Annotated in this window: 17 protein-coding genes and 1 pseudogene; 9 read left to right on the top strand and 9 right to left on the bottom strand. The window is 60.0% G+C overall.

Annotated elements, in window-relative coordinates:
* Position 1 precedes the first annotated feature (1 nt).
* The 3 genes from RPF88_RS32445 to RPF88_RS32435 all read left to right on the top strand — a co-directional run bounded on the left by RPF88_RS32445 (position 2) and on the right by RPF88_RS32435 (position 5,232).
* Positions 2-2,410, top strand: a complete 2,409-nt coding sequence (locus RPF88_RS32445; protein WP_063170599.1) for a serine/threonine-protein kinase — start codon at positions 2-4, stop codon at positions 2,408-2,410.
* Between the two features lie 84 nt (positions 2,411-2,494).
* Positions 2,495-2,905, top strand: coding sequence for a DUF1036 domain-containing protein (locus RPF88_RS32440; protein ID WP_024504491.1), 411 nt, complete (start codon positions 2,495-2,497; stop codon positions 2,903-2,905).
* Positions 2,902-5,232, top strand: a complete 2,331-nt coding sequence (locus tag RPF88_RS32435) for a M23 family metallopeptidase (protein WP_337123937.1) — start codon at positions 2,902-2,904, stop codon at positions 5,230-5,232. Before RPF88_RS32440 ends, RPF88_RS32435 begins: the two co-directional genes overlap by 4 nt.
* A gap of 93 nt (positions 5,233-5,325) precedes the next feature.
* On the opposite strand, the gene RPF88_RS32430 is transcribed toward RPF88_RS32435, so the two are convergent.
* On the bottom strand, positions 5,326-5,856 hold the full coding sequence (locus RPF88_RS32430; RefSeq protein WP_013525282.1) for an OmpA family protein: 531 nt from the start codon (positions 5,854-5,856) through the stop codon (positions 5,326-5,328).
* A 148-nt stretch (positions 5,857-6,004) separates the two neighbouring features.
* Between RPF88_RS32430 and RPF88_RS32425 the strand changes: the two genes are divergently transcribed.
* Entirely contained in the window at positions 6,005-6,616 is a 612-nt protein-coding gene (locus tag RPF88_RS32425) for a DUF6931 family protein (RefSeq protein ID WP_244507016.1), read from the top strand.
* Positions 6,617-6,661: 45 nt separating this feature from the next.
* Here RPF88_RS32425 and RPF88_RS32420 read toward each other — a convergent pair whose 3' ends face one another.
* The 4 genes from RPF88_RS32420 to RPF88_RS32405 all read right to left on the bottom strand — a co-directional run bounded on the left by RPF88_RS32420 (position 6,662) and on the right by RPF88_RS32405 (position 13,310).
* The gene (locus RPF88_RS32420; protein ID WP_224673649.1) at positions 6,662-7,903 is read right to left on the bottom strand and encodes a caspase family protein; all 1,242 of its coding nucleotides are present in this window, start codon (positions 7,901-7,903) and stop codon (positions 6,662-6,664) included.
* Positions 7,904-7,923: 20 nt separating this feature from the next.
* Positions 7,924-9,033, bottom strand: a complete 1,110-nt coding sequence (locus RPF88_RS32415; RefSeq protein ID WP_337123936.1) for an OmpA family protein — start codon at positions 9,031-9,033, stop codon at positions 7,924-7,926.
* 132 nt (positions 9,034-9,165) lie between these two features.
* Entirely contained in the window at positions 9,166-12,345 is a 3,180-nt protein-coding gene (locus tag RPF88_RS32410) for an autotransporter (RefSeq protein WP_337123935.1), read from the bottom strand.
* A gap of 239 nt (positions 12,346-12,584) precedes the next feature.
* A complete protein-coding gene (locus RPF88_RS32405; protein WP_013525277.1) occupies positions 12,585-13,310 on the bottom strand; it encodes a hypothetical protein in 726 nt (241 codons plus the stop codon).
* Between the two features lie 187 nt (positions 13,311-13,497).
* Here RPF88_RS32405 and RPF88_RS32400 point away from each other — a divergent pair, with 187 nt between their 5' ends.
* Positions 13,498-14,955: a caspase family protein gene (locus RPF88_RS32400; protein ID WP_337123934.1), complete on the top strand. Its 1,458-nt coding sequence runs from the start codon at positions 13,498-13,500 to the stop codon at positions 14,953-14,955.
* 44 nt (positions 14,956-14,999) lie between these two features.
* On the opposite strand, the gene RPF88_RS32395 is transcribed toward RPF88_RS32400, so the two are convergent.
* Positions 15,000-15,614 (bottom strand): ATP-dependent DNA ligase, encoded by a 615-nt coding sequence (locus RPF88_RS32395; RefSeq protein ID WP_337123933.1) that lies wholly within the window; start codon positions 15,612-15,614, stop codon positions 15,000-15,002.
* 1,781 nt (positions 15,615-17,395) lie between these two features.
* Between RPF88_RS32395 and RPF88_RS32390 the strand changes: the two genes are divergently transcribed.
* Positions 17,396-18,787, top strand: a complete 1,392-nt coding sequence (locus RPF88_RS32390; protein ID WP_013525274.1) for an FAD-binding oxidoreductase — start codon at positions 17,396-17,398, stop codon at positions 18,785-18,787.
* Between the two features lie 102 nt (positions 18,788-18,889).
* A pseudogene (locus RPF88_RS32385) lies at positions 18,890-19,090 on the top strand (helix-turn-helix domain-containing protein); the annotation flags it as partial.
* A 258-nt stretch (positions 19,091-19,348) separates the two neighbouring features.
* Here RPF88_RS32385 and RPF88_RS32380 read toward each other — a convergent pair.
* Positions 19,349-20,254 carry a transcriptional regulator GcvA gene (locus tag RPF88_RS32380; protein WP_024505892.1) on the bottom strand — a complete coding sequence of 302 codons (906 nt, stop codon included), beginning with the start codon at positions 20,252-20,254 and terminating at the stop codon, positions 19,349-19,351.
* 119 nt (positions 20,255-20,373) lie between these two features.
* On the opposite strand from RPF88_RS32380, the gene RPF88_RS33495 reads away from it, so the two are divergent.
* Positions 20,374-20,604, top strand: a complete 231-nt coding sequence (locus RPF88_RS33495) for a DUF1127 domain-containing protein (protein ID WP_081714486.1) — start codon at positions 20,374-20,376, stop codon at positions 20,602-20,604.
* Between the two features lie 432 nt (positions 20,605-21,036).
* On the opposite strand, the gene RPF88_RS32375 is transcribed toward RPF88_RS33495, so the two are convergent.
* The gene (locus tag RPF88_RS32375) at positions 21,037-21,636 is read right to left on the bottom strand and encodes a sulfotransferase family protein (protein ID WP_013525272.1); all 600 of its coding nucleotides are present in this window, start codon (positions 21,634-21,636) and stop codon (positions 21,037-21,039) included.
* A 235-nt stretch (positions 21,637-21,871) separates the two neighbouring features.
* Positions 21,872-22,177 (bottom strand): invasion associated locus B family protein, encoded by a 306-nt coding sequence (locus RPF88_RS32370; protein WP_081714437.1) that lies wholly within the window; start codon positions 22,175-22,177, stop codon positions 21,872-21,874.
* Positions 22,178-22,636: 459 nt separating this feature from the next.
* On the opposite strand from RPF88_RS32370, the gene RPF88_RS32365 reads away from it, so the two are divergent.
* Positions 22,637-23,983 carry a family 1 glycosylhydrolase gene (locus RPF88_RS32365; RefSeq protein WP_013525271.1) on the top strand — a complete coding sequence of 449 codons (1,347 nt, stop codon included), beginning with the start codon at positions 22,637-22,639 and terminating at the stop codon, positions 23,981-23,983.
* The last annotated feature ends 159 nt before the right edge of the window (positions 23,984-24,142 follow it).

The raw sequence follows: 24,142 nt of genomic DNA, 5'->3' as shown, positions 1-24,142 counted from the left end.
GATGGGCTCCGACGACAAGACGCGCATATCGGGGGGCATGGCCAACACCGTCGTAGGCACGCAACTCAGCGGCATCTACGAGCTCGACGAACGCATCGCATTCGGTGGCATGGGCGAGGTTTACCGTGGTCATAATATCCAGACCGGTGACCATGTCGCGATCAAGATCGTCTTGCCCGAGTTCGCCCGTGACCAGACGATCTTGTCGCTGTTTCGCAAGGAGGCATTGATCCTCAATCACCTGTCGCATGACGCGGTCGTGCGCTACCACGTCTTCACGATCGATCCCGGGATCGGCCGTCCCTACCTTGCCATGGAATTCGTCGACGGTGAGTCGCTGTTCGACATCATGCGGCGTGGCGCGATGCCGGCGGCTGATGTGCGCAAGCTCTGCCACCGCCTCGCCTCCGGCCTGAGCGCCGTGCACCAGGCGGGAGCAATACACCGCGACCTCTCGCCCGATAACATCATCTTGCCGGGAGGCCGGGTCGACCGCGCGAAGATCATAGATTTCGGTATCGCCCGGTCGGCGAGTGTCGGCGGTGAGACCCTGATCGGCGGAAAGTTTGCGGGAAAATACAACTATGTTTCACCCGAACAGCTCGGGCTTTACAGCGGCGATGTCAGTGAGCAATCCGATATCTACAGCCTGGGGCTGGTGCTGGTTGCCGCCTTGCGCGGCAAGCCAATCGATATGAGCGGATCGCAATTCGAGGTCATCGAAAAGCGCCGGACCGTGCCTGATCTCACCGACATCGACGATGATTTTCGTGACATCGTTGAACCCATGCTGCAACCGGATCCGCAGGACCGACCGGTTAGCATGGCGGAAATCGCCAGGATGACGCGTGACGAAAACGAGGAGACAACCCCGCCGGCTTCCATCACACCCCGCGATCGGTCGGCTTTGCCGCGAACCTTTGCATCCGGCAGCAAAACCCAGGCACGATCACACAATGTTGAGAGGCACGACGACGCAGCCGCAGCGGGCCCAGGCGGACAGCCCTTCGTAGAGCACGTGCGGCCCGCGCATTTGTTCGAACGGCCGCCTCCGGCGCCGATGCCGCGCGAGGCCACGGCGCGTTTGCCTGGAAGGTCCACAAAGACCCGAACCCTGGCGATCGCTGGCTTGGCGATGCTGGCTGTGGCCTCCGGCGCGGGCCTTTACCTGGGCGGCTTCATGACGCCTGCCACACCGACTGCCGGCAAGACATCGCTTTTGCCACCGGAGCCGTCCAAGCTCCCGCCCGGCCTGTCAAAGCCGCCCCTGGCGGACTCTGCCGCCCCTGAGCCGGCAAAGGCAGTTTCGCCCGTGCAGGCCAGCGGACAGGCGGCTGAAAATCCGGCAGATACGTTGGGGGTTCAAAAGCCGGAGCCTACCAAGCCCGCCGAAGTCCCCTCGCAGAACGACGTCGTCGCGAAGTCACCCGCAACGGACGCCAGGCCGCCACCCGAAAAGGCATCGCCGCCAATCCAGCCGGATACGATGACCAGCGACAGTCAAACGTTGGCCGCTTCCAGTGAGACAACCGCCCCGACGCCGCCGGTAGAGAAAGCCTCGACGCTGCCGCCCGCTGAGCCCAAGGTTGGCGAGAGCCAAAAGCCCGAACCGCAGGCCAGCAAGCCGGCGGCACCCGCAACGCGGGAGCCCAATCCCACTGCGGCCCCGCCGGCTGTCGCGAACGCCGAGAGCCCTGCCTTGCCGACAAGCAACCAGCCGGACCAACCTGCTGTCGCGTTGAACGTGCCCAAACCGGAGATTCCCCCGGCCGTCGACGACATCGCCCAACGGGTGTCATGGGTTCGCGACTTCGGCGGCGGCGACTGTTTCTATGCGACGATGACCTCAGCAACCGACAAGGCTGCCGCGATCGAAGGCTTTGGAACATCGGTCCAGCCATTCGAAGGCATGCTGGCCGAGTTCCAGGCCAAATTCCATGTCGAGCCGGACATCAGCGTCCGGCTCATTGAACCAAGCCAATGCGAAGTCACCAATTTTCTGCGCTTTATCGGGCAGACCGCATCAGACAAGCCGCAGCTTGTTCTCGATCGGACATCGGTGCCAAACGGTACGCCGATCAGCGGAACGCTGGTGACGCGTGGCGGGCTCAGGTCCAGCGTGCTGTTGATCGACCATAAAGGCATGGTGTTCAATCTCGACGACCGCATCGTCGTAGAACCCGGCAAGGCTACTTTCAGCATCCCGATTGGTCTCGGGGCCGCCGACAAAGCCGCCGGAAAGGCGGTGCCGCAGATCATAATGGTGATCACGGGCCCTCAGGACATCCAGGCAGCCGCGTTCTCCACGCCCATGCCAGCCTCGGTGCTGCTCCCAAAGATTCTTGAGGAAATCGAGACCGACGGGTCTCAATTCTCGGCCACCGCCCAGTATTTCCGGCTCGGCGGATAGCATGGGCGCCCGATGCAACTCAGCCGCTCTGACCCGCCGATAAGGCAGTTTGATCCGGTTCGGGCCCCTGCCCTGCGTGGCAGCATGAGGCTTGCGGTCATGGGGGGGGCGGCCCTGTTGGCCGTGCTGTCATCCAGCGAAGCGCGCGCCGAGTTCACGGTCTGCAATCAGACTCTGGATGTCGTCAATCTCGCCGTCGGCCAGAAGGTCGACAATGCGGACCAGACCGATGGCTGGTGGACCATCGGCGCCAATCAATGCGTAAACGTCATTCGTGAGGAACTGACGAACCGCTACATCTACATCTACGCAACGGACGTGTTTGGTCATGCGATCCTCACAGGATCGACCGAAATGTGCATTGAGCGGCGACGTTTTTCGATACGCGGCATCGACGAGTGCTGGCAGCGCGGCCATATCGCGGCACAATTTCTTGAAGTCGATACCCTCGAACAGGCGCGGTGGACTTTCTTTCTTACGGGAAGCAATCCGTGACGCACGGTATCGACACGAGCTTCAGGCAGAAAAAGCAGGCGCGCGCGGCCCTTCGCAGGCGCACGCTTCGGCGCAGGCTTGTTGCCGGTCTCGCGGTGGCTGTGCTGCTCTCTATCGCCGCCGGTTTCTACCTCACCGCCGAGTATTGGTCGTTCGGAGACGAAGACGAGGAGTTGCATGCGGTCGAAGGGGCGGACGATATGCCGGCGGACGCATCCGTGTATGTGCCAGCCATTATCGATCTGGCGGGGGACCCGATGTGGATCACGCTGGCGCCCGATGCCAGCGCCGCAACCAAAGGCCGGACAATGCCGCGCCCGGCGGAACTCAACCAGGCCGGCGTTTCTCCACAGATCGAAATCCTGTCTGACGTCATGCTTAGCGCGAGCGAAAAATTCATGACAACGATACCGTCGACGCAAGAGGATTTTGCATTCTTCCAGGCGCAACGAAAGACTGCTGCCCCACCATCCGGTGATCTGCAGAATGATCTTGAGCCATCGCCGATAGAGGGGGAACCAGCCGCAGCACCCGACCAAAGGGCGGACGCCGATGATCCCGAAGCCGGCTGGGGCGAGACCATCGATGCGGGCGATGCAGCCCTTCCCGCATTCCAGAAGACGCAGATCGAAAACAACACGAGTGTCGCAACCGTCTCGAATGAGTATCAGCGGTTCGAGGCGACCGAAGACACGTTCGTGAAAATCCTCAACGACCGCTCTTTGGACAGCGTCGCGCTCGATGCGCATTTCTCCGCAGAGGACGCCAAGCTGGCAGGGCAAGCGCTGAAGGCGCTTTTCAACCGCGACGGCCTGGAACCGGGCTATGTCATCGCCATGCGTGGTTTCAGGCCGAGGCGCGAGACGACGACCATGTCGCTGATGCAGGTGTCCATCTACGCCAAGAACGTCTTTGTTGGCACGCTGACACGCAATGCGGCGGGCGCATTCGTATCGGGTGTCGATCCCTGGGTCCGTGAAGATCTGTTCAACTATTCGGGCGCACAGGGGGAAGGCACGCACAAGCGGCAGTATCGCCTGCTCGACGCGATCTACTCGACGGCGGCTCGCAACAGTGTTCCAACCGGCGTGATCGGCGAAGCGATCATGTACCTATCGCGAGGGCAGGATCTGGACGCCTTCGCCAGCGAGGACCAGCGCCTTGTGCTGATCTACTCGCAAACGCCGCGCGGCAAGGGCGAGACTGACGGGCGTGTGCTGTATGTCGGCGTGCAGGGCACCGAAAAGAGCCTCGACTGTTTCGTCTTCCAGCTGAGCGAGGGCCAGTTTGCGTGCGTTAACGGTGACGATCAGGTCCGCTCGCTGACGGTCACCAACGGCATGGTCACGCCCGTCAACGGGGTGATGACATCCACCTTCGGGCCACGCAAGCATCCAATTCTCGGCACCGTTCGCATCCACAAGGGCGTCGACTGGGCGGCTCCCGTTGGCACGCCGATCGCAGCCGCCTTCGATGGTGAGATCACCTTCCAGGGCGATGGCGGCAGCTATGGTAATCTGGTGAAGATCTCGCACCCAAACGGGCGCGAGACGCGCTATGCGCATATGCTGAAATTTGCAATCGGGACCGGTGTCGGAACCAGGGTGAAAGCCGGCGATGTGATCGGCTATATCGGCACCACCGGCCTTTCGACCGGGCCCCACCTGCATTTCGAACTCTACCAGAATGGCGCAGCGATCGACCCACTCGGCACGGTCACCGCGGTCGCTTCCGACGATTCCGCGGTCGAGACGCTCACCGACCGTATCGTTCATGTCGAAAGCGGCGGCAGCGCTCGCGCCAAGAACCCAAATTCCTCAGCAACCGGTGCAGGGCAATTCATAAGCAAGACCTGGATCAGGATGATGAACACCTACCGCCCGGAACTTGCGCGCACGCTGTCGACAGCCGACCTGCTCGCACTGCGCTACGACGCCACGATCTCGCGTGAGATGGTTCGCAACCTGGCTCGCGAAGGCGAGGCCTATCTTCGGGAGCGTGGTCACCAGATTACGGCGGGCAGACTCTATCTCTGTCATTTCCTGGGAATGGAAGGCGCGCACCAGGTGCTGTCGGCCACAGGTTCGGCGCAACTGAGCGCCGTGCTGGGGTCGGCCGTCATCCAGGCCAACCCGTTTCTCACCGGCAAGACCGCCAGCTACGTCGTGGACTGGGCCGAAAGGAAAATGGGCCAGAAGCTGGGCCGCATGGCCACTGGCGCCGCCCAGCAGACAACGACCACGGAGGTCCGCCAGACGTCACCGGAGTTTGAAAAATACAAGCAGGCCGTCACCGCCGTCATAAGCTCAATTCAGAATACGCTTTGAACCACGCTCGCGCTGCTATGCTCACCCCTGTCCAAATTCCATCGGGTAGAACAATCTTCGCCCCATCCCAGGCTGCGGCGCAGCTTTGCGTGGCTATTGTGTCTTTATCCGCATTTCCACGCGGCGATTGAGCGGATCGTATGGGTTGGAACTGCGCGGGTTCTTTTCACCCATGCCGACCGCGTTGATGCGATCAGGCTCGATGCCGCTGGCCGTGAGGAAGGCGGCTACCGATTTCGCTCGTCGTTGCGACAGGCCTTCGTTGTGGTGCACCGTGCCGGTGGCATCGGTATAGCCTTCGACGACGAAGCTGAACGTGCTCAGCCGGTTGTCCTTCAGGGCTTTGGCGAACTCGTCGAGTTCAGCGCGCGCGGTGGCGTCAAGTTCGGCCGAATCCAAGCCGAAATTGATCAGCATGTCGAGGCCGGTTTTCACTGCCGACGCGTCATTGGACTTGCTTTTGCACTCCTCCGCGGAGCCAACACAAATCCCGCGGGACTTGCCGAGATCGGCCGCACCAGCAAAAAACTTCACGATGTCTTCAGATTTCTGAACGGGGTCGGCGGAAGCGTGGGTCGAGAAAAGCACGACCGCCAACACAAAAGCTGAACTGCTCCACTGCATAGCGGCTCCTCCTGGTTGAGTATTCCGATTTTCGATGTTGGGATCATAGCAAATTCGCAGGCAATTGTCTGTCTGCAATCGCCGGGGGCGTGACAGTTGTTGCCGCGTCACCGGTTGAGACTTGACCCGCGCCGCGCCTAAGGCTTGAGTGGCCAAGCTTCTCGATGAAAGCGTGGCGGTCATGGCCAATGGGCTCCGGTTCAAAACGGCAAGGGATCTTTTCGCGGCGTGTCCTGCTATTGCGCGGGACATGAGGAGCCTTCCAACCGACCAGCGCTCGATCGAGTTTTGCCGCGACCTTCTCGCAGGGCGCGTTCCCGAGGAAGCGGTTACATTTTGTGCCTACCTGCTTCCCGAGCGAGCCGCGGTCTGGTGGGCCCATGAATGCCTGAGCCACCTGGCCGACCTGTTGGATGAGACCGATCATCAGTTGCTCCCGCTGGTCCACAACTGGGTGGGCGAACCGGACAGTCTCCGCCACCAGGCGGCGCTCAGCACAGCCGGCGCGACGCCGCCAACAACGCCGGTCGGCTGGATTGCTCTGGCCGCGGGATGGCGTGACAATGGTTCGGCCAGGGCCGCGACGATGGCACCGGCGTTGCTGCCGTTTCCAGCCGCCCACGCAATCAATGCCGGGATTCTGGCCGGACTGGCGCGTGTCGCACTGGCTGACCGGTTCGCCGTTCTTTCGGCATTTGTCGAAATGGGCATCCAGATGGCTGAGATCGAGGCCCTGAGCCAAGCAGCGGATGCGGATTAGAGCATTCGCCCGGCAGAAACCGATGGATGCCGTCATCATCCTGGCCTACTTACAGCCACCTTGCGCCCATTTTGCGAGCGCCACCTTGAAGCGCGTTCCAAGCGGATGTTGAAGCCGTAAGACAGACACGTCGTTGGCGGCGAAATTTTTCGACTGTTCACACAGCCGGGCCTCGTTCCATTCATGGCAACCGTCGCAGTGCTTTCCTTCCCATACCGACTTGTCGAGCCCCTCCACAGGACTGAAGCGTGGCTTGCCCTTGATCAGCTCCGCAATGCTCTTGCCGTCGATTTCCGGATCGCCGAAATCGACAGGATGGTCAAAAAAGATAGGCTCGTCGGAGGCAAGCCTTGGGATTTTCTGACGAAGCATATCGAGCGAAAGTTGGGCGTCGTCGGCGCCCGACGGGTTTGCCGCAACGTTTCGCCCATCCGAACCGGCTTCCGATTTCTGAGTGGTCGCCTCGCCGACGATCAGCGGTGCGTTGAGGTCGATCTTGTGCAGGACGACCTCAGTGGTCAGCGAGACATTGCTCCAGGGGCGCTGTTTGCCGGCGGTTACCTTGAAGACATCGGCGGTAACGCGGTTCATGGCTTCGGTGATGGAAACGTTTGTTTCGCCCATATGCGCCAGCAGCGCCGAAGCGAACGGCGAATGTTGGCCCGACCCGTCAAAGGCGACCTGATTGGGACTGGTGGCGAACGCGACAAGCGTGCCGGCGCCACCATTCTCGATGGGAATTTCGGCAAGGCCGCTTCTTGCTCCCTTCACGCCGGCGGTCTTTGCCAGCACTTCGGCAAGCGGATTGTCACGGCAAGCGTCGAGAAAAATCAGCCTTATGCTGGTCTCGCGCGACATTTGCCGCAGGACGAAGTCCACGGGCACCGCCTCGAAATCGAGCGAAGTCTCGTCCTCGAGTGCTGCGTCGACCGGAAGAAGGTAGTTGCTGCCTGAAACCTGCAACCCGTGGCCGGCGTAGAAAAAAAGGGCGATATCGGCGCCGCGCACCTGCTTTGCGAATTGTGCAATCGTCGTCTGGGTCTGCAATTTGGTCAGATCGAAGCCGGAAACGACTTCAAAGTCCAGATTCTCGAGGCGTTCGGCCATGGCGTGGGCGTCGCGTACCGGATTGGTCAGCGCCGGCGCATGCTCATATTGGGAGTTGCCAAGGACCAACGCAACACGGCGTTCAGCACTGGCGGCCGACAAAGTCAAAAGCAGTGCCAGCGCTACAAGCGCAATGGCGCCCACAAGTCCACCGCAATGGCCGATACGATCAAAACCCACCCGGGACAACAGGGCGTCCCTCAGTTGACGAGCTTAGTGGCGGAAAACTCGATCCGCCGATTGAGCGCCTTGTTCTTCGGCGTGTCGTTGTCGGCAACCGGGCGCTCCTCGCCATAGCCAGTCGCCGCGATCTGGGTGCGCGGAATTCCAGCGGCAACTATGGCGTCGGCAACCGCCTGGGCCCTTCGCTCCGACAGGCGCTTGTTCTCGATGGGCGACCCGTCGGAATCGGTGTGTCCAGAAACCTCGACCTTCAGGCCCGGGCACTTGCCCACGACGCCGACGACCTCAGCAAGCAGCGGCCGGCTTTGGCTATCGAGCCGCGCGCTCGCCGTTCTAAAGTAGATGGCTCCGGTGCGCGACAGCACCGCGAACCTGTTGAGGCACTCCTCGTCGCTGAAGCTGGTCTTCGCCGCATCGGTGGTGACAGGCCCGACATCGGCAGTGCTCGCCGCAACCGGTTGGACAACAGCCGGCTTGCTGCCGTCAGCGATGAAAACGAAATCGAATGAAACCGATGCCGTGGGAACAATATTGGTCACGTTGGCCGCCTGCTGGAGTTTATCCACGTTCGGCAGCAATCCGAAGTCTTCCACATGCACGGCGACAGGAGCCTCCGAAGCGACCGACACCATGGTATCGCTGATCATGGTGACCACGATGTTGGCTTGAAGATCCTTGTCGACCCCGTGCAGGCTGAGACGGAACGGAAGAACCGCCTTCACACGTCGCTTGGTCGCCAGGTCGGCAAATGCGGCGGGATCTACCTTCGCGGTCAGTTCGGCGGAGGGAAACTTGAATGTCTCGAAAAAAAGGAACCGCATGCGGACGTTGCGAAGGTCAACCCCTGTATCGACCGAATTCAGGTCGAAGGTGACTTTCGCATCACCCGCCGAGGTGAGGCTACCGGAAATATTCCTGATCTTGTTGGTTTCGACGATCGTGTTCTTCTTGACCGACTGATAGGTCAGGACCGAAGCGGTCGAGTCCAGCGTCCAGTTCGTCTCTGCCTTCGCAGTTCCCAGTCCGGGCAAAATCAACACCAACAACGCAACGACCAAGCCAAGCGCGTTTATAACGAGCCAGCCTCTTGCCCGTGTTTTCCACCAGACTCCCACGACTTCGAACATGGAACCCCCTGCCTAGAGCAGTTCACGATTTCTCAGCGAGGAGCATAGAACACTTGCTGTCGCTTGGCGAGCATCTCGCGTGGTGCGGTGCACCACTCCCGAGCGATGCAAATCTCGGGTTCATCGTCTTGGTTAGAAGGCGATCTTCAGTCCGAGCTTGGCGCCGATGGTGGAACTGTCCGATGACACCTTGCCGCGAACTTCGCCGTTGACGGTGGTCGCGGCCGACATCTTCAGGTTGAAGCCGGTCGACAGCGCGGCGGAAAAATCGGCATCGTTGAAGTCGATCTCCCTGGTGTCGATTTCGGTGGTGTTCTTGTAGCCGAAACGCTGCTGCAATTCGCCTCGCGCATAGGGGCTGATCACCATGCCGTTGCTCAACGTGTAGTCGCCATAGATGCCGGGCTCGAGCTTGATCGCGCCGAAAGAAAGCTGGCTCTTGCCGAACTCGTTGCCGCCGCTGTCTGTATACGGATCGCCGCGGAAGGAAACGCCAAGCAGGCCGCCACGCAGATCGAAGCGGGTGCGCTCGCCCAGCTTGAAGATATGGCCGACCGATGCCGTCACTGCATAGCCCTTGGTATCATAGCTGCCGGTGGTGCCGAGCACGCCGTTCGTCACGTCGCTTCCACCGATGAAGCCGGAGGCCGAGACGAGCGCGTAATTGTAGTCCTTGCGAAACAGCGCGTAGCCGCCGAACAGGCCGGCCTTGTTGGTACCTTCGCCGATGGCATCAAATCCCCGAAACGCGCCGAGGTTGACGTCGGTCGAGGCGTAGCCGGCGAAAACGCCGATGTTCAGGCCGTACTCATTGTCGAACTGGAAGTGTTTGGCGGCATTGAAATCCAGGCTGATGGCAGCCGAAAAATCATTGGCATCGAAGCTCGGGCCGGGGCCATTCAAGCCGCCGCCGCTGATGTTGTAGCCGTCATGCTCGGTATGGGCGAACTGGCCTGAAGCAAAGACCCCGAAACTTTCCGAAACCGGCACCATTCCAGATCCGGATGCGGGCGAAAGGTTGAGGTCAGCGTCGAGCGCGTCGCGGTTTATGCCGTAAAGAGCCTCGATTGCCACCGTGACCGCGCCGGCGTTGGTGGCACTGGTCGGCGCCGCCGCAATGCCAAAATTGACTGGCGTGGCACGCAGGAACACGCTGCCATTCGGGCCTGTGACGATCGCATAGGTGAAAAGCGAACCCGGTGTGCCGGGCACGCCTGCGACGCTGAACGTCCCGGTGACCGGGCCGTTGGTCGAAACAATGAGCGGTATGTCGGTCGGCTCGGCAAATTGCGGCGTGCCGAGCAGGTTGACGATGATGGTATTGGCGCCGGTTGCCGAAAACGCATCGGCAATGAGCTGATCCGACTGAGATGTCTGCTGGTTGATGTCGAGGCCGATGCTGGCACCGTTGAGGGTGAGGCCGCCTAGCGTCAACACATCGCCAGCGACACCGTTCGTCATGTCGATCAGCGAATTCGTCGCGATGATCGAACCCGGCATGGTGACGTTGCCGTTGATGAACAGCGTCGAGCCACTGCCCAGGTTGAGGTGGTTGATGCCTTGTATGCCGCCGTTGAAGCGCAGCGTGGAATTGTCGGAGGAAAAATTGTCGAAGCCGGTAAAGTTCTGGCTCTTGCCGCCGGCAGCGAGATCGGTGCCGGTGATGGTGCCGTTGGCGCCCGTGCCGCTGAACAGAACGCCATCGCTCAAATTGAGTGGGTCAACCGCACCGATGCCGTCGATCACGAGCGTGTCGGGACCAAGACCGGTAATGTTACCGCCGATCGTGCCGCCCGACAGATGGACATGCTCGGCGTCTATGCCGCCCGTGATGGTGCCGCCGGTGACCGAGACATTGTCGAAGCCGGCGCCGCCGGAAACGCTGGATCCGATGGCGCCGCCGCTGATGACAATCAGATCGTCACCGACATCGCCGGTGACCTCTCCCGCAAGCACGCCGCCGGAGACCAATATCTGATCGTTGCCGTCGTTGCCTTCCAGAAAACTGTTTATGGTGCCGCCGCGCAGCGTAATGACATCATTGCCGGCACCACCGCTTACCGCACCCGCAAGAGTGCCGCCGGTCATGTCGAAGGTGTCGTCACCATCCTCCAGCCCGACAGAATCCGTGCCCTCCCCACCCTCACCTGGGTCGATGCCGACACTGGCGTTGCCCGAGATCGATACGCTGTCGTCCTGGCTGCCGGCATAGATCGAGCCGTCGACCGTGCCGCCGCTGACGGTATAGGTGTTGCCGCCGCCTTCGCCGAACACCGAGCCGGTCACATGGCCCGCGGTCATGTTGAAAATGTCGGCGCCGCCCGCAAGATCAACGATGCCCGGCGATATGGTTGTGCCGACGGTTCCACCGTCGATGTTGACGGTGTCGTTGCCATCGTTGCCGAAAATGCTGCCGCCTATGGTGGCGTTGCCACTGACCGTTATTGTGTCGTTGCCGGCCTCTCCATCGATATCCAATTCGATTGCGGTATTGCCGCCGATGCTGACCTGGTCGTCGCCGGCCCCGGCATCCACGGCCTCGACGTTGCCTCCCCCGATGGTAATGGTATCACCGCCCTCACCCCCAGAGATGATACCGACGATTGGCTCGCTGAAAAAAACGCCTTCCTCGACCTCGAGGATACCGACCGATATCAGGTCGTCACCGATGCCACCGGTCACATTGCCGACCTGTGTGCCGCTGCCGGATATCACGACACTGTCGACACCATCTCCAAGATCGATGTCGTGGATGCTGCCGGCCTGGATGATAACGGTGTCATCGCCCGCCCCGGCGTCGAGATTGGCGTCGACATTTGGGGCGAACGGATCGCCCGACAAATCCCCATAGGACATCTCGAACCGGTCGTTGCCGCCAAAGAGTTCGAGGGTCCCCTCTGCCGACTGCAAGGATGTCGTTGCCGATGACGTTACCGGCGGCAGGCCACTTATGACGGGGGTAGGCGTGCTGTTGTCCAGGATACCGCCAAAGATGCTAACAATGTCATCGCCGTTTCCGTCATAATCGTTGACGATGACTGTTGACGAGTCGTTGGCTTGCCCCTTGTATCCCGCGAACCCCGTCGTGAATACGCCGCCGACATCCTGGACGTTTCCAGTTGTGCTGCACTCGACCGTGACCGATGTCGTTTCGAACGTCGTTTCGGCCGAGATGCCTGAGCCGACTGTTGTACCAGCACCGCTTGCGATAGCCGAGCACGCTTCCGCGCCAGATATCTGCAACGTGGATGCCGCCGCTAACGCAAGCAACGAAACACCCGCCAATTGATAGGCCTCGCGCGGCACTCTCATTCGATCCCACCTTACGAGAATCGATACCGTCACAGTTAAGGCAATTACAATAAATCACCGGCCCTTCAATGGGGCTCGTTGACTTGATTGACAGGCAGTGTACGCAGCGCGCTGCTCGTCGGCAATGGTTAGGCGTTCGCTCTCAGGCCACTATAAGGTCATGTGTGGCGACAAGGTCACTATCGAACTCAGATTGAACCGCTCAGATGCAGTACGACGCGGTACAAGGACGCGAACATCTAGAGGTCAGAATAGGCTGCCGAAACGGTCAGGCTTCCCGCGTGGGCAACCTTGCGGTCGTAACTTGCCCATATTTCCCCGCCGCACTGCTGGGCCCAGCGATGACAAAAAGAAAAATCGGTAGGCAAGTCCACGTCCGGCGTCACGATCTTCGAAAATGGCGTCAGAAAGCTCTCGAACTGTGCGGCGTATTTGTTTTTTCTGTAGCGCGACCGGTTCACCGTTTCGGGCAGTTTCTCAATTATCCTGGCGACGCAGTCGCGCGAAACCAAGAAGATACCCGTGCCACATAGCGATACCCGGACAAAGCCGCCCATCTCCTGCCGCGGTTCGATGATGGTTCCGAGGAACTCCAGGCTTTGCGCAAAGGCCTTGTCGAACGGCAGTTTCGACAGCGAGTGAAGTTTGCGAAGGTCGACCAGACGCCGCGGATACAAAGTGCCGACTACAGGCTTGTCGAGCGCCAGCATCGCGGCAATGAGATCGGGCGAAAAGCCCATGTCGCTGTCGATCATCAGGATGTGACTGCAGTCCAGCTTCTTGTAGTAGAAATTCGTGAGCAGATAGTTCCGAGAAAACGGTATATCCGTGTACTCGATTTCCGACAGCGTGAACGCGTAGCTGGAAAGGCTTTCGTGAGTCAGGGCCGCAAAAAGGCTGCGAACGAATACGCTTTTGTAGGCTGCTCCGTAAACCGGCAGCGCGAGGTTGATCTTGGTCGGCATCGAGCCCTCCACGGTCCAGTGACTGCATACAAATCCCTTTTTCCTATCTTTGACAGGATACTTGGTATAAAAATTTGCGGGCCTTTGGCGGCACGGGGTCCAAACGCTCGGGCAGATTGCGTTTGCGTCTGGTGCGTTCGAAGGCCGCCGGATCAAGATTGACGCAGGCTGGAACGAGCATGCCGATATGACCCACCGCCACGGATACTTGCGCATCCCGCTGCTCATGCTTTTCGCGATTTTGAGCACGATCGACGTTCGCGCCGCGGTCGAACAGAACGCCTCATTACAGCCGCGCAACCGGCTGGCGATCGTCATCGGCAACACGAACTACCAGAGCAAGCGTCTCGAGCACCTCGCCAACGCGGTCAACGATGCGACGAAACTGTCCGACAGCCTGAAGCGGCTGAACTTTGAGGTTCTGACTGGAACCGATCTTACCGCCGATGGCTTCGTCAAGCTTTTCCATGACGCCGAGGCGAAGCTGCCCGAAAGCAGCGCCGTGCTGATCTTCTACGCCGGCCACGGCATGCAGGTGCAGGGCGAAAACTACCTGCTACCGATCGATACGCCCGATCCGGAAAACCTGGACAAGCTGACGGCGCACGCCGTCAAGCTGAATGATGTGATCGCCAAATTCGCCAGTCGCGGCCGTCAGACCTTCATCTTCCTTGATGCCTGCCGCAACAATCCGCTGGGCAGCGGCGCCAACATCTCCAACGGTCTGGCGCAGGTCGAGGTCGGCGAAAACACGTTTGTCGCCTTCGCCACCCAGCCCGGCAACGTCACCGTCGACGGAACAGGCGAAAACAGCCCGTTCACCACTGCGCTTCTAAAAAACGTCGAAATTCCTGGCTTGAGCATTTCGGACATGATGATCCGCGTCCGCAATGAGACCGAGGCGCTCACCGTCGGCCGCCAGGTGCCGTGGGATCAGTCGAACCTGCGTGAACAATTCTATTTCACCGAACAGCAGATGCTCGATCCGGCGCAGTTGAGCGCGAGCCTGTCGCGCATCCTGTCCGATCCAGACGCCAAGAAGAAGCTGCAGATAGAGCTCGCCTCCAACGACCTGCAGACTGCCGTGCTCATCGTCGGACAGACGCTGCGGTCCGTCGAGATTCCGGCACCGTCAGGCGGTTCAGCGGAGCCGGTCGGCACTCGGGTCGCCAATCTGTCTTCAACCGAAAGCGTTGCAGTCGCTCGCCAGAGCGTCGTCTCCGGCCTCGAAACTCTCATTGTCGGCGCCTCGGCGGGCGAAGCGGAAAAGGACAAGGCAGGCGATCTTGCGCGCAGCATTCAGACCGAACTTCGTCGCCTGGGGTGCTACCGGATGCAAGTTGATGGCGATTGGGGCACAGGCTCCATCCGTGCCCTCACCGACTACTACAAAAATACCAAACAGATCGCACCCACGACCGAGCCGACCGTCGGATTGCTCGGCGATCTCTTTTTGCGTTCCGGCAGAATCTGCAAGCAGCCGGTCATCGTCAAGGCCAAGCCGGCTAAAGTCGCGTCGGACAACGGCCCTTCGCAAACCGGTCCCAGCCGCAAGGCGGCGAAACGCGCGCAGGCCGTCCCGCAACGCCCCATAGCCCCCCCACCAGACATTAGTGGGGGGATAGGCATCGGTGGTGTGTTTTAGGACGTGGGCTGTCAGGCGGGCCTACTTCATTGGCGTTCGTAACATCACGATTTCGCCTCACGGATCGCCTGCAAAGTCGCATGGCGTAGCTTGTCCTCGCGCTTAAGGGTCTTCACTCGTCCGACAAGGCCAGGTTTGATCCATTCGGCGTCTGGCTTGTCGGCTCCCTTCGGTGGCGTGCCTTTCCCCTCCTGCACCTTGGCCCACAGGCGTTCTCGCATGGCTTTGGTCAGGGCGATGTGAGCCGATCCGACATAGCGGCGTTCCGCATCGCGGGTTGCCATCAAAGCGAGTGGTGCCGATCCCGGTTTTAGCTGCACGCCTGCCACTTCAAAGTCGACTTCCTCGTAGCATTTGGTTTTCAGCCACGCTTCGGTGTCGCCTGACCGATAAACGCTGTCAGGCCGCTTCGACACCATGCCCTCCAGGCCCATGCGATCAACCGCGGCGTAGAAGTCGGCCCCGCCGCCATGCACATGGTGACTGTACTGGATCACGCCCTTGGCAGGCCCGACGAGTTCGAGCAGCTTTTCCCGACGTTCCAGCAGAGGTGCTGGGCGCAAGTTGACCCCGTCCAGGTGCAACAGATCGAAGGCGACGAAGATGATCCGATCCGGCGCCCATCGCATTGCGGACCGCAGCGAATGGAAATCCGACACGCCCTTCCCATTGAGGACGATTGCCTCGCCGTCGATGATTGCCGACTTGGAGAAAGGGTTGCCGCCGCCTCGACAATCGTCTTGTACGTCGATGACCAGTCATAGCCTCTTCGCGTGATCGCTCGGGCCGTGCCGTCTCGATTATGATTTGCGTCCGATAGCCATCGTACTTGATTTCGTGAATCCAGTTGTCTCCTGTCGGGGGGACCTCGACAAGCCTGGGAAACATTGGCCTGATGAACTTCAGACGCATGAACTGACCCGCAAGACTGCGTTTCAATTTAGCATGCGCTAAAATGGTTCCGGAACATTTTAGACGAATTGACTGTTTGACAGCCATGGCGAGGCCGTCCGACGTGGACCATCCATTCCCGGCAAGGAGCACGGCGGCGAACCAGCCGATGAGGACGACAACTTCTATACCTGCCCGACGTGCGGACAGCAGGTCGACATGCGCGACTTGCGGCAGGTGATTTGGCACGAGCAGCCAAAGCAAGCCGCTCCTGTTGCTGGTAGATTAGCCGCGCCAGCACATCGGCAGCAGCACCCCTCTCAAAATTGGCGGAACATAATTTAGACCCGTCAGTTGGGAGAACTCATGGGAGGCGCGCGATGTTGCAACGTGAAATCTCCATTGTCTCGGACAGGTCGAAATTGGTGGCGGACTATTCTCTGATCGCCGCCGATATAGCCCAGCGTCTATCTTTGCACGCTTGCAATGACAACGCTTCCGCCAACGTCCCGTGGGCACCGAAACATTCCGAGGCCCCGACTTCGCCGGCCTCGCACACCCGCCGAGTATTCCTCGACCGATCGTGCTTTAGCCACGATCTATGCGTCGACGGTGGTGGGGATAACGCTGATTCTGGCGTCGGCAGTTTGAGTTACGCGACCTGATGCCGCTCTCCCAGAAACTATCTTCGGTTGAGATGACACTCAAATGCCCCGGATGTGGAAACGAGTTCACCAAGCCAGGGCGTTGGTTCATCGTTGCCGCCCACTATCGGTGCGAAGGTTGCCAGCGTTTACACCGCCTTCCTTATTCAGAAAAGGTGGAACTGTTCGAAAGATACGCCCAAGGGTGTGAAGACGGGCTCGGCAGCATCGACAGTGGGCCCGCACCGCTTGGGTGAGGACCGATGCGGGCCCGGCCAAGGGTTGCCTTTCCTTGGCCAGCAGCGTGCGGGGCGCTGCCGCCAAGAACTGAGCATGAGTAATAAGGTTCCGCTGATACAAAAAAGCCCGCCAGCCGTCAGGCCAGTGGGCAGTTCTCATGGGGAAAGCACCGAATGGGAACAGTGCAACGACCGAATCTCGACAGCGCGGTTTTTGTTCCACCGTCCGCGAACAGACCTAGCGTCGTTGCCTTGGTAAACCCGTACGGCAACCCTTCCGGCCTTTCAATTTTTGCCCGATGGCTCGCTATCTCTGCGGCCCTGTCACCTCAAGGTTTAGGCCTGACGCTACCCTGTCACAGATAGTCGATATCCACCCAGATGTTACGCCGCAACCGGCGGCGGTGTTACGTTAGTCGAGGTATACCGTGGTGTGCGAGCTGCTCGGCTGGTGGCGTGCGCCTCTCCGTTGCTTGATGTGACTGTCATGGGGCCGCGAGCCGACTGGCAGCTTCCTAGAATCCAGTTGGCAAAAGCGGCCATTCCGCACCGAGCGCCACTTATCGGATCGAAGGTGTTTTCGGCGTCACAGGCCCGCCAACTGGTGTTATGCTACTTCTCACCGCGAGGCTTGAGCTTACGCGGTGAGAAGTTGAGGAGGAGGATATGTTAGAGACGCAGCTTCAAAGTCGCAATGGCATGCCGATTGGCGCCGACCTCATCGATGAGTTCGCTTCGGGGTTGGCTGGCCGCCTTATCCGGCTCGCTGATGCCGATTACGACGAGGCACGCCGTATTTGGAACGCGGCAATTGATCGACACCCTGGACTGATCGCACGCTGCCTCGGTGTCGCTGATGTAATCCACGCAGTGAAATTCGCTTCTAAAAACGACCTTCTTGTCGCGGTGCGTGGGGGCGGTCACAATGTCGCCGGGCGCGCGCTCTGCGACAACGGCATCGTGATCGACCTCTCCGCCATGCGTGGCGTGATGGTTGAGCCCAAGACCCAGACCGTGCGAGTTCAGGGCGGCGCGACGCTTGGCGATCTCGACCGAGAGACGCATTTGCATGGGTTGGCGGTGCCGGTCGGCGTCGTCTCTAAGACCGGCGTTGCCGGTCTGACGCTCGGCGGCGGCGTAGGCTGGCTGGTGCGCAAGTACGGACTGAGCTGCGACAATGTGATTTCGTTTGAGCTGGTGACAGCGGAGGGCAACCTGCTGACGGCCAGCATGGAAGAACACCCCGACCTGTTCTGGGCTTTGCGCGGCGGCGGCGGCAATTTCGGCATCGTCACCTGCTTCACCTTCCGGGCGCAGCAAATATCTTCAGTGCTCGGCGGCCTGATCGTTCACGCACGCGACAAGTCCGGTGAGGTGTTGCGCTTCTATCGTGACTTCATGGCCACGGCACCGGAGGAACTGACTGCCTACGCGGCCATGCTGACGACACCGGACGGCATGCCGGCGATCGGCGTAATCGCATGCTGGTGCGGTGACGTGGTAGAAGGCGCACGTGTGCTGGCGCCGCTGCGAGCTTTCGGTCCCCCAATGCTCGATGCCATCCAGCTAATGCCCTTCCCGACGATGCAGAAGCTGCTTGACGGCGCTTTCCCGGACGGCACCCACAATTTCTGGAAGGCGAGCTTCGTTCCGCAACTTACCGACACGATCATAGACCTGCTTGTCGAGCATGGAAATCGCATGAAGTCGCCTCTTTCGGCCTGCATCGTAGAGTTCTATGGCGGCGCGCCAGGCAGGATCAGTCGCGCTGAATCCGCCTTCGCCCAGCGCGGCGCGGAATACAACATAGGAATGACCGCGCAGTGGGTGGATCCGGCCGAAAGCGAAAGGCATATTGCCTGGGTACGCGCCATGTATGATGCGTTCGAGCCGCATTCGAGCGGGATGCACCTTCTGAACTTTCAGAGCGAGCCCGCGGACCAAGTTATCCGCGCCTCATTCGGCGAAAACTACAGACGGCTTGCGGAAGTGAAAAGCAAATACGACCCGACCAACTTTTTTAGCGTCAACCAAAACATCTCGACCGCGACACATTAAGCGCCCTTCGACAAACTGGGGCGAACTGATCGAAAGTTCCCTTGGGGTCAGCATGATCGCGGCACTAAAGGCGCGTCCTATTTCCTCCCCGCGGCAAAACGGGCACGAGCTGCATTGGGCTGGGGGGTTTTAGAGCTTGCTAAGGAGGCCGGAGTCTCAACTCAAACCGTTGTGCGATTCGAACGAGGCGAGACGTTGAAACAGTCCACAATAGTTCAGCTTAAAGCAACGTTCGAAGCAGCCGGAATAGAGTTCATTTCAGAGAGTGGCGGTGGTCCTGGTGTGCGCTTGTCACGTGGATTGGAAGCACCTAGTCGAAGGCGGCACCTGCGGGCGGCATTACGGATTATCTGTTCCCGATCAATGTCAGCGCTGCCCCTCAAATCGGTCCTAGAGTTCTACTTTGCGAATGCCTAAGCGCTGACATTCCGGCGACCGCGGGTGCGCGTCAGCCGAACTTTATCTGCCTTCGTCTGAATCACTGCTTGAGACTGATAACCGGACCCTCGCCGTCGCAGTCGAGCGGTTGCGACTGCCGTGCGTTCGCGGTTTAACGTGCCACTATGGATCGAGCGTCTGGAGGCGAGACACGTCGTCAGCGGCCTCGGCCAACAGCCATTCACGAAATGTGATGATTTTAGGGACCATCGACATCGCGCGGGGGCAGACGATCCAGTATGTCTTGGACAATCGCAGAGCCGTAGCAAACGGTCTGACGAGGCGCCCGTTGATGAGATCCCAAGCCGCAAGCGTGGTGCGGGCGAGTGCGATGCCCTGGCCGTCGACAGCGGCGTCTATGACCATGCTGGCACGGTTCAGGACCGGTCCGTGGGAGAGTTTGGCATCTCGCACGCCAGCAGCCTCGAGCCATTCCGACCAGTCCTTCCGGTCATCAAGATGCAGCAGCGGAAATTTCAACACATCGGACGGCTCGCGCATCCGCTGATGAAGTTTGGGACTGCAAACCGCGAACAGCTGCTCGGAACACAGGCGGACAACATCATGCCCAGCCCAGTTGCCATCGCCATGCCGCACGGCAAGATCGACGTCCTCTCTTGCGAAGTCGACGTGATGCATGGTTGCGGAAACCCTGAGGTCGATGTCCGGATGCGTCTCTGCAAACCTGCCAAGGCGATTTACCAACCACTTGGAGGCAAAGTCGGGCGACGTGCTGACCGTCAACGCGCCGGCCCTGGATAGATGCTGAATGCGTTGCGTGCCGAGAGCTATACGGTCGAAGGCATCACGTACCACCTCTAGATAGGAGAGGCCGGCTCGCGTGATGCTCAGCTTTTGACGTTCGCGATCGAACAGCCTGACGCCCAATTCGAGCTCGAGCGCCTTCACCTGATGGCTCACCGCGCCCTGCGTCACGGATAGTTCGTCCGCCGCCCTGGTGAAACTCCCGTGGCGAGCCGCGGCCTCGAAGGCCTTGAGGGCGTTGAGTGATGGCAGTCGGCGAGCCAATTTTCTACCATGTCATGAGAAAAATTCGGCCAAGCACGAGAAACCATGCTTTGCGCCCGTGGGCAGATTGGAGCATTTCAGCGCGACACGTCAACATGGATGCAGCGAGAGGATGAGAAATGTTCAATCACCCACTTACTGAAGGCCGGAGGCCTCCGTCGTCGTTGCCGACGCATGTTCGTCACATCATCAACAATGCGACAGGACCTATTGTGATAGTATCGCGTTGGATACAACTCTACCGCCAACGTGGACAGCTGGCCGAGCTCGAAGACCATCAGCTTGCAGACCTGGGTCTTGGTCGTACGCAGGTTCGGAACGAATGCGCGAAGTGGCCTTGGCAGGCCTAACTCTCGGCCGCCGTTGCATTCTGGTCAGATCAAGCCGGTGCCTACCTAAAAATGACCCCTTGAGGACCGGCTTGCCGACGCATCGGCAACCCGGCTCCTCGCAATCCTGCAGCCGTCCCTCGACCAGCCTGGGCGTACGTGGGGCGAGGTTCTCCGCGCCGCCGCTATGGTGCCACTGACATCATGGTCGAACACGCGCACGCTGTTGCAGTCGGGCGACTTTGCGCCTCAAGTTGGCCATTGCACTTATCATGGCCGCCGCCCAGTAGCGGACATCCGAGAGCGGCTAGCCGCATGGCACCTTCGCGCCCAACAGCGCCCACCGTCCCTTTCTGATGCACCCGCTCCCCCGTTGGTTACACGCAACGGAGCCGGCGTGGACAGGCTGCTACGCGCATTGGCCTGGCTTCGGCGTCGAACTCGGTGTGGGGCTTATTTGGCGAAGCGGTTTCGGAATTCGGTAGTGGTGTTGCTGTGGGGGAAGGGTTCAGCCGGGATCGGCACGCCGAGAAAGGCGCACAGGTTCGGCCAGCCGTCGGCCACCTTACAGACCAGCAGGCGCGACGGCGGGAAAGCTGAGATCACTTCGGCGTTGTGGGCTTCGAGCACTTCGATAGCATGGGTTTCGTCGTCGAGACGACCGCCGAAAATTTTCGTCTCTATGACGGCCCGGCCAAAACTTTGCGGGTCGGCGGTCTCGCCCATGGTGTTGAAGATCGTGACGCGTGCGCTCCTGTACCAGTCCTCGGGGTTGCGAACGGTGAGGATGAGCTTGGCGTCGGGGAAATACTCGGCGAGTTCGCGCCAGAAATAGGCCGTCGGCCAGTCGACTGCCGACTTGTAACCGGCATAGACGACGTCCCAGTTCGCCGGCTCGCGGCGCCCGGCCGCGCGGATCAGGTCGCGGTGCTCGGGGTTAGAGTTGACGTCCTCCATGTGATGGCACGGCCCAAACCCGAGCATTTCAAGCGCCAAGTTCAGAGTGTGCGTGCCGGTGCGGCCGAACCCAGCCCCGATAACAGAGAATGCCATGCGATCCTCCTGTGGCGGGAGCGGATCATAGATTGCACCGGTTGGGAAGGGAGGATGGTCCTGGCGCATCCTGAGAGACCAATTGGAATATCGAGAGATGCGCCGAACTCGCTCTGTCCGAAGACTAAATACCCGGCCTGCCGGTTACGGCGTCGATTGCGATCCGAGCCGCAGAAACCAGGCGGCAGACTTCGTTCCAGTATCATAGCCGCTAGAAATCTCGCAATCCCGGCCATCACAGCGCCTCCTTCTGATCGGTGCTCCTGACCTCGCTCTTCAGCGCCGCTCCTCCCCGCAATGCGGCCACTGTTCCTTCATCGAGGGTGAGCTGGACGATGCAGCCGGCGGGCACGCAGGTCGAGAAGCGAAGCACGTCGAGCGACGGGCCGTCGTCGATCTGCAGGCTTGCGCCGGCGTCGAGCAGAAGCCCACGGAAGCACGAGGTTGCCGGCCAAGGTCCCATCGCTGATCCGCCTGAGCTCGACAGCCTTGTCCGCTGGCCGTTCTGCTGCGTTTGTTGCTGTGAGACAGCGCAGGCGATCTATGACATGTGAGGCTCCAGTCCTGGTAGCTCTCCTGGAGTGACGTCGCACCGCCCGGAACCCATATCATCTTTTGCGCAAACACCGAAATGGCAAAGCCCATCAGAGCGCAGCAGTTGCATCAGCAGGAGGCTTCAGCCCCAGTTCCTACGGATCATATCTTGATCTATTCGTATCAGCCCGGCTCGCTTCGGCGCCAAGCTCATTGCCCCTATCAGCCTGCAACCTGCCGACTACCACTTGACACTGAAGCCGAGCTTGGCACCGATCGACCGGCTGTCGCTGAACTCCTTCAGGCTCGACTTGGCGAAGGCTTCGCCGAAGACGCTGTGCGTGGTTACGGTGGACAACCGCCTCGGCCAGGCCAGGATCACCGACCCTCAACCACCTTGCAGGAACGGCGTGGAGCACTGAACGTTGAGCAAGTCAGGCATGTCTGCATTGGCTGAGGACCATCAATGTTCACGTTCATGTTTGCCACCGGCATCGAGAACAGCACACCGACTATTCGAGGAGGGCGGGAGCGGGTCGACGAACTGGAAAAATGTCGCTTCTACCATCGATGGCGCACCGACTTCGAACTCGTCCAGGACCTCGGGCTCCATTTCCTCCGCTACGGACCTCCCATTCACAAAACGTGGCTAGCTGATAGACGTTACGACTGGGCTTTCGCCGACGAGACCTTCTCCGACCTAAAGGCGAAGGACGTTCTCCCGATCGTCGACCTTTGCCATTTTGGCGTGCCGGACTGGGTTGGTAATTTCCAGAACCCCGACTTTCCGAGACTATTCGAACACTATGCCCGGGATTTTGCGATCCGCTATCCGTGGATCCAGCTCTTCACGCCAATAAATGAGATGTTCATCTGCGCCACCTTTTCAGCCCGCTGGGGTTGGTGGAACGAGCAACTGAGCAGCGACACCGCCTTCGTCACCGCCCTCAAGCACATCGTGAAGGCAAACGTGCTTGCCATGCGGGCGATCCTCGAGGTGCGACCGGACGCGATTTTTATTCAGAGCGAATCCTCGGAATACTTCCACGCCGACTCTCCCGAGGCGATCTTAGGGGCGGAGCGGTTCAACAGAGAGCGTTTCCTGTCGCTTGATCTCAACTACGGTCACGACGTCGACGCGCGCACCTATCGTTACCTTCTCGAAAACGGGATGACGGCCGAAGAATACAGTTTCTTCCTGGAGAACCATCTGCGTCGGCATTGCGTGATGGGCACCGATTATTACCAGACCAACGAACATCGGGTTTGGGAAGACGGCACGACGTCCGGGTCCGGCGAGGTGTTTGGCTACGACGAGATCACGCGGCAGTACTTCAACCGCTACCGGCTACCTGTCATGCATACAGAGACCAACATCAGCGAAGGCCCTAATGGAGACGAGGCCGTCTATTGGTTGTGGAAAGAGTGGGCCAACGTGCTGCGCATCCGCAACGACGGCATTCCCATCGTAGGCTTCACCTGGTACTCACTGACGGATCAGGTGGACTGGGACAGTGCGCTTCGGGAGAACAACGGACGGGTCAATCCGCTGGGCCTCTATGACCTCGACCGCAATCCAAGGGCGGTTGGACGGGCTTTCAAGGCGCTGGTCGCGAACTGGAATAAGCTGTTGGCCACACAAAGTGTGTGCCTTGCTTTGCCGGTCTTTCTTCCCTCGCAGCAGAATGATGCCATTGTTCGTGCGCAGCAGGAGTATGCGCGCAGCCTGCTGAGCGTGGACCGGGTCGCTGAAGGCGGCTCCGAACCATTTGCTCTGCCCCGGATAGAGGCCGAACCTGATGCGCCTGGATAAGCACGCCGCAGGTGCGCGGGCGTGGATTGAGAACCCCTGTGAAGTCGATCGAGACCATGACAGGCGAGAAGGTGGCGTTCATTGAGTGGACATCGGTCATTCAAGAGACTGGTGGTCGAAGACAACATCCCGAAAGACCAATGGCGGTATCACGCCGCG

The sequence above is a fragment of the Mesorhizobium sp. ISC11 genome (assembly GCF_037162595.1).
Classification (GTDB): Bacteria; Pseudomonadota; Alphaproteobacteria; order Rhizobiales; family Rhizobiaceae; genus Mesorhizobium; species Mesorhizobium ciceri.
The sequence above is the reverse complement of the archived record's forward strand: the minus strand, read 5'-3'. Positions and strand labels throughout refer to the sequence as shown.

Bases quoted from the DNA above. Each gene is read 5' to 3' on its own strand.
- RPF88_RS32365 (WP_013525271.1), top strand. From the start codon at position 22,637: ATGTTCACGTTCATGTTTGCCACCGGCATCGAGAACAGCACACCGACT.
- RPF88_RS32410 (WP_337123935.1), bottom strand. From the start codon at position 12,345: ATGAGAGTGCCGCGCGAGGCCTATCAATTGGCGGGTGTTTCGTTGCTT.
- RPF88_RS32375 (WP_013525272.1), bottom strand. From the start codon at position 21,636: ATGGCATTCTCTGTTATCGGGGCTGGGTTCGGCCGCACCGGCACGCAC.
- RPF88_RS32430 (WP_013525282.1), bottom strand. From the start codon at position 5,856: ATGCAGTGGAGCAGTTCAGCTTTTGTGTTGGCGGTCGTGCTTTTCTCG.
- RPF88_RS32440 (WP_024504491.1), top strand. From the start codon at position 2,495: ATGAGGCTTGCGGTCATGGGGGGGGCGGCCCTGTTGGCCGTGCTGTCA.
- RPF88_RS33495 (WP_081714486.1), top strand. From the start codon at position 20,374: ATGTTCAATCACCCACTTACTGAAGGCCGGAGGCCTCCGTCGTCGTTG.
- RPF88_RS32445 (WP_063170599.1), top strand. From the start codon at position 2: ATGGGCTCCGACGACAAGACGCGCATATCGGGGGGCATGGCCAACACC.
- RPF88_RS32415 (WP_337123936.1), bottom strand. From the start codon at position 9,033: ATGTTCGAAGTCGTGGGAGTCTGGTGGAAAACACGGGCAAGAGGCTGG.
- RPF88_RS32390 (WP_013525274.1), top strand. From the start codon at position 17,396: ATGTTAGAGACGCAGCTTCAAAGTCGCAATGGCATGCCGATTGGCGCC.
- RPF88_RS32400 (WP_337123934.1), top strand. From the start codon at position 13,498: ATGACCCACCGCCACGGATACTTGCGCATCCCGCTGCTCATGCTTTTC.
- RPF88_RS32405 (WP_013525277.1), bottom strand. From the start codon at position 13,310: ATGCCGACCAAGATCAACCTCGCGCTGCCGGTTTACGGAGCAGCCTAC.